Source organism: Rickettsia asembonensis (genome assembly GCF_000828125.2).
In the GTDB taxonomy this organism is placed as follows: Bacteria; Pseudomonadota; Alphaproteobacteria; order Rickettsiales; family Rickettsiaceae; genus Rickettsia; species Rickettsia asembonensis.
In genome coordinates this window covers 1-5825 of record NZ_JWSW01000084.1, presented here as the reverse complement: position 1 = coordinate 5825, position 5825 = coordinate 1, and the positions used below count along the sequence as shown (strand labels likewise).

Genomic DNA, 5825 nt, shown 5'->3' with positions numbered 1-5825 from the left:
ACGCAACAATGCCTCCTCGCAGGAATGACATCATTATTTACCCATGCCCCCTGTTTGTTATTCTATTTCTAGCTTTAGGTTTTGAAGAAGCAGCAATATTTTTTAAATTAGCTTGATAATTTTTAATTTTTTCTATTCTATTTTCTCTTAGTTTTTCATGCTTGGTTTTAGCACTTTTTCCAAAACCTACTTTGGTTTCCATATCTTTTATAAAATCAGTAACAAATATTCGTGGATGTCCTTGAATATCGATTTGACAATTTTTATCTAAAGCACCGGGCATAGTTTCTTGTATTTTTTTTACAGCACGGTACATATCTAAAGCTTCAGGTTGATAATGACCGCTATTATTACTAAGATAATCAATTTTTCCTCTATTATTTATACCTATAACTCCTGCTGCTTCCGCAGGCTTTCCGCTTAAAAATGAGCCATGAACAAGATTTTTAGTATTTGGCAAATATTGATTTTTATGAGTACCCATATAAATTACTCCATCCTTTCCCATTACAAATGCTTGAACATTATTCATGCTTTTACTTTCTTTACCAATAGTAGAAGCTACTTTACCGTTAGAATCAAGTAATCTCTGAGAGGGGGTATCATAGAATAGTCGATGATTTTTTTGTTCCTCAGGTCCCATACGCAATATTTCAAATTCATGCCCATCCCATATTTGTTTACCTTGAGCTATTTCTTAAAGATGATGTTCCGCAAGTTTTGGATTTGGATGAACTACTTTAACTCTTACAGAATCTACTATAGCATCGTTTAATTTTCCTAACTCATGTTCCGGTATTAAAGCAGCCCTAAATTTATTTATTAATCTATTCCAATTATCTCTAGCTCTAGTTTTTGGATCTCTAAAAGGTGTATTAATATTTCTTCCGGCGTCTCCGACTAAATAAACTTTATTATCTTTTTGGACTAAGTTGTCTTTGTATAAAAGCTCTCCTTCTTGATTTATAAGTTGACTTTTTCTTTCAATAGCAGCTAATTGACCATCCTTATAAAGGATAATTTTTTCATTATTTAATCCAAGCTTTGAATTAATTTGTATTTTACCTTGATGATTTAAATTACCAATACCGATACCATCAATATCCGCAATTTGAATATCTCTATTTTTATCAACAAATTTTCTAATTTCTTCAGGATTATTAATAAATTGACCGTTATCCTTTAATATTCCTTGTATATCACCGGTAGTATAAGTAAATTCTTCTTTGATTGTTTTTGTATCCTTTATAAGACCTACTGCAGCGAAAATTTGTTGAAAGAAATTTAGATTTCTTTTTACTTCAAAATTTTTTTCTCCAATAGCTTCTCTTTCATGAATTACCAATTGATCCGGCTTTAAGTAGCCGCCTTTATCATAAATATTAATTACTCTTCCTCTTATAAGATCTACTTCTGTTACTTCTTTATCTTGCAAAAATTCCTTAACTTGCGGTTCTTCTACAAACCTTACTTTCTTTTTTTCTTTACCCATTTAAATTACCTAAAATTTTTTAATAATAGGCTATTTTTAAATTGAGGATTTAAAATCACATATTATATAATAACCGATTTTTCTTATATATAACTCGACAGGCTCTTGTTAATTTGCCAAATAGCGACAAATACTAAACAAGTTGTAAACATTTGTAGTAGCTGTAATAATATGCTTAATTCCGGTATTAATATAATAATAACTGGTTGTAATATTATTGGAACTCCGCTTGAAAACATTACTAACCTTATAGAAGTTTGTATTGAAGTTTTAGTAGTAAGTAAATTAGCTAAGCTATATACTAATAAAACTATAATACTTCTCTCAAATAAGAATGTTACAAACCAAAATAATATAATAGCCGGCATACCGAAATAAATAAATAAATTTGGTGCATATAATAAATTATCAGCAAAATATTTTTTTATTATTTCAGGAGTTAAAATTACTTCATTTTGTTTGAATATCTCAGAATAGTTAACGGTACTTGGGAAATTTTTCTTAGTATTGGCTACAATTAAATTTATCTTCAGCTTATTCTCTTCAAGTACAAACGGTATTTTGCTTTTTTCTTTGTTAGAAACTTGATTTTTTGTATCAATGACAACTATTTTATTGTTATTCTTGCTATATAAATATATAGGCTCTACTTCTTCAACTAAAATTTTTGAATTATTATATTTAATTTCCGGTAATTGATTGATAATATATTCAATATTGTCTGTAACTTTTGATGATTGTATTCCATTAAAATAATCTTTTAAAGTTATTATGTAATTTAATATAAAAATACAATAAATTATTGATGGGATAAAAGATAAGGTAAATAAATATCTTATTCCGTACCCTTGATAGTTTTTATATACGTCTTTATAAAACTCTATAGAGCTAATTGATAAACGTAATTGACGGAGTAATGCATTTAATCCTCCTAATATAAATGATAATAAATACATGTATAAGTAATTTATTTAAGTTTCTCACCCTCTTCCTTCTTTAATCCGGTTGAGGTTAGCTATTAAGTCAGTTTTTGCACAGGCTTTGATTAAATTTTTGGCTATATTAATTGTGATTTAAGTATTTTCTCTATTTCTATTATATCATTTTGACTAAGTTGGGTCAAAGTGCAGAATAAAATTAACCCTATTTTGTATGCCATTATAAAACACTAAAGGATATATGAAAGGAAATTTTTTGTTTTTTATTACTTTTATATGATATTCATAAATATTTAACATATACCTAAATAACCGAAAAGCCATATAATAATGTGTGACACGAGGTTATATCAAAGAGTTGTTTCCGCTAGGCAACCATCTATGTCACTAGATGAATCTAAGGATACGGAAAAGAGCTACCCTAACAATGTGATGAAATACAGTTAAGCATAGGGAAAATCTCGTGAGAGTAATTCTCATGATAAAGATATCTGATCCTTATGCACGATTCTTAGGAGAGGGGCAATTGCTGCTTATCTGATTTTGCATTTATTGGATATCAGAAGAGATTAACATTAAACAATATTACTATTTTCACCCTTTTCATCCTGCACGTAAAAATCATTTTTTTATTCAATATATCATCATGGTTTTTATATAAAGATTCGATAAATAAAATAGAGTCCTTTAAAGCTAGTTGCACGGCTAAATTATCCATGTCATGTCTTTCTATAGCTTTAGGACTTATAAGTTCTTTAACCTTATTAAAGGTTTTTTGTACATAAGCTCGAAATTGCGAGGAATAAGAATTTGATATATGTATTTCTTGCATTTTTTGGGATTTATTATTTCGTTTTTACGTTCTTGGGTTTTATTAATAGCTATTTTCTTTAAGTTATCGTCTAAATCTTCCATTCCAATTTTATTGCGAATAATATCGTTTATACTAGTTACTCTATTTTCCTCTTTTCTCTTACGCCTTGCTGCTAATATACTGCAAACACCCTCTAAGAAACTTTTTATTGTTAAATCCAAACTTTTTGCAAATAATTTAATTATAGCTTCCTCCTCTATAGTATTATTTTAAAACATCTTAGCCTCGGCAATTTGAAAATCTAGTATAATATTTCTTGTGGTACAATAAAAAGTGTAATAATAATTGTAAAATAAGATGTTTTCCTGTTTTAGTTTTTCAACTTCTCTGAAAATTTCTGCTTTTTGTATTGTTCCACTATCTTTTAGTGTTTTATTGTGGCTATCTATCTTAATTTCATGGGCATCTAATCTTTTATTTGCTCCGGCATCTAGTAATTTAAAATTACTGGTTTCCAACCTTATTTTCGCATCTTGAATTATTTCGGTTGCAAACTTTAGTTTGTTAGAACATTTAAATATCCGTTTTTCTTCTTCAGACTTAAGCTTTTCATTCTTAATAAAGCAATTAAATTGTTCTTTGGATTCTAATTCGTTAAATAGTTGTCCTCTTAGTTCTTTGTTAATTTCTGCTGGATAAATAGTGGCTATTTTCTTTAAATTATCCTCACCAAATTTATATATTAGATGATCACCGAAAATACTTCTTTTTTCTAACAACATTACGAACTTATCTTTATTATCACCTGCATAAGATAAAAGATATTTTTCAGTGGAAAGTTTGGTATTTTCATTTGTAATACTACTTATGTAATTAATATCACTTGCCGCTATTTTAAGAGCTAAACCTTTATTCAGGAATAAAGGTTTATGCGTTTTATACTGCTCTGCTAGCGGATCATCTGTTTCCGCAAGTAATTTAGGTGATGAAAGTCTTTATGCCAAGTTAATTTAATTATTTTAAGTAGTTCATGCACCTGCTTGTAGCGTGTTTTATCAAAGGGGATTAACTCTATTAATTCAACTAAACTCGTACCGGCTGCATGCATAATATTCTCATGATAGTTGTTTAAATTACTAAGTAGATTTCTCAATATTATAAATGCTTCTTTTGCTAAACTTGGATTTACTTCTGCCATTACTGCTATACCTATAGTAGTACTCAATGGCATTCGGTTAGTGCACTAAGTCCTAAAAGGACTGCGATTTAAGACCCACCTATTGAAAGGTTTATGAGATATTCTCAGGTATTTTCGCATTGGTCTTATCTTTTGCTTTATCTGTGAAATCTGATAAGTAGCCTTTAATATAATGTGCGTACAAAATAACTCAGATTTATAAATAATCGTTTGTATGCTTTGCTCAATAACATTTAAGCAATTTTTAAAATTAAATTTGGTGTTACCTGAGTTTTTATCGTATTTTGCCTTAGCAGCTAATTCAAACAATCTTGCTAGATTTATTAATACAAAATGTGCATAGGTTTCCTGCTTGACTCCTCTTTCAGTTTTAGAGTGAAAAGCTTCAACATCAACTAAACACTTTGATATCTTGTATAATTCTTCTATCTCCCATCTTTTGGCATATAGCTCTGCAAATATCTTCCTACTATATTTACTGTCTATTAAAGTTGTAGCATAAAGATATAATTTATAATCGATCTCGTGCTTAACCAAACGTAACATTATAGGCTTACATTCTATATTTAGACCTTGTTTTTCTATTTGCTTTTTTACTGTTGATGAAGGTACATATTCTATCACCGAATCAGGTTCCACACTGGACACAAAATCTAGTAATGCTTTGTTTCCTAAATGAATTGAAACTCTAAAAACAGGAACAATATCTTTTTTCATACATTGGTATAATAGGAGATAACTAAAATAACCCCTATCAAATATTACTATATCTCCTTTTTGTAAAACTGACAGATGATTGGGAACACATAACCTCTCATTTAAATTTTTGCTTAAACAAAAATCATAGACAATTTGTGCGTCTATATTGTAAATGCAACTCATTAATCCCTGAGGATAATAAGAATTTTTATTGCATGTTTTATATCCAAGTTCCTTTAATTCTTTTGGTAAATTCACTCTAGAACCATCTACTGCAAAAACTCTATGTGCCAGCTGATGTGCTACCTTCTGTTTTTGATAATTAAACTCAGAAATTAGCTTTTTATTGAGATCTATAAATATCTGTTCTGATAACTTTTGCCTTGCTTCACAAACTGAAGATGGTGCAAAGATTTTCTGTTGCGGGGTTTGAATATCCTTGTTGCTATAATGCTCCCATAACCTTAGTAGGGATATACTATACCCCTTGTTTGTATCTAGTATAATCTGAAAGATAAAGCTAATTAAAAATTTACTATCTATCGATCTTTTTCGTTTTATCCACTGATTATCATAATCACATGCAATATCCGTTATTAATTTATTAATTGATAACAATTGCTTTTCTTCTAATGTTAATTCTTGTAACATACCAATGACGTCCTCAATAAATACTAGTATTAT

General features: G+C 28.9%; 7 protein-coding genes and 1 pseudogene. All 8 read right to left on the bottom strand.

Annotated features, from left to right (window positions below; all coding sequences use genetic code 11):
- Positions 1 to 37: 37 nt before the first annotated feature.
- Entirely contained in the window at positions 38 to 283 is a 246-nt protein-coding gene (locus SB78_RS11825) for a hypothetical protein (protein ID WP_041079597.1), read from the bottom strand.
- Between the two features lie 414 nt (positions 284 to 697).
- Complete coding sequence (locus SB78_RS06755; RefSeq protein WP_241773824.1) at positions 698 to 1492, bottom strand: hypothetical protein; 795 nt, start codon at positions 1490 to 1492, stop codon at positions 698 to 700.
- An 83-nt stretch (positions 1493 to 1575) separates the two neighbouring features.
- Positions 1576 to 2448, bottom strand: coding sequence for a DUF1189 family protein (locus tag SB78_RS06750; protein WP_041079595.1), 873 nt, complete (start codon positions 2446 to 2448; stop codon positions 1576 to 1578).
- Positions 2449 to 2646: 198 nt separating this feature from the next.
- Positions 2647 to 2760 (bottom strand): annotated as a pseudogene (locus SB78_RS08615) (Rpn family recombination-promoting nuclease/putative transposase); the annotation flags it as partial.
- 414 nt (positions 2761 to 3174) lie between these two features.
- Complete coding sequence (locus SB78_RS06745) at positions 3175 to 3465, bottom strand: hypothetical protein (RefSeq protein ID WP_241773823.1); 291 nt, start codon at positions 3463 to 3465, stop codon at positions 3175 to 3177.
- Positions 3466 to 3513: 48 nt separating this feature from the next.
- Positions 3514 to 4026, bottom strand: coding sequence for a hypothetical protein (locus SB78_RS11275; RefSeq protein WP_241773822.1), 513 nt, complete (start codon positions 4024 to 4026; stop codon positions 3514 to 3516).
- Between the two features lie 167 nt (positions 4027 to 4193).
- Positions 4194 to 4475 (bottom strand): hypothetical protein, encoded by a 282-nt coding sequence (locus SB78_RS06735; RefSeq protein ID WP_041079593.1) that lies wholly within the window; start codon positions 4473 to 4475, stop codon positions 4194 to 4196.
- Between the two features lie 12 nt (positions 4476 to 4487).
- Positions 4488 to 5825: IS4 family transposase (locus SB78_RS06730; protein ID WP_041079569.1), on the bottom strand; the 1338-nt coding region annotated here is incomplete at its 5' end.

Excerpts from the sequence above, each read along its gene's own strand:
- SB78_RS11825 (WP_041079597.1), bottom strand. The coding sequence starts at position 283 with ATGCCCGGTGCTTTAGATAAAAATTGTCAAATCGATATTCAAGGACAT.
- SB78_RS06755 (WP_241773824.1), bottom strand. The coding sequence starts at position 1,492 with ATGGGTAAAGAAAAAAAGAAAGTAAGGTTTGTAGAAGAACCGCAAGTT.
- SB78_RS06750 (WP_041079595.1), bottom strand. The coding sequence starts at position 2,448 with ATGTATTTATTATCATTTATATTAGGAGGATTAAATGCATTACTCCGT.
- SB78_RS11275 (WP_241773822.1), bottom strand. The coding sequence starts at position 4,026 with ATGTTGTTAGAAAAAAGAAGTATTTTCGGTGATCATCTAATATATAAA.
- SB78_RS06735 (WP_041079593.1), bottom strand. The coding sequence starts at position 4,475 with ATGCCATTGAGTACTACTATAGGTATAGCAGTAATGGCAGAAGTAAAT.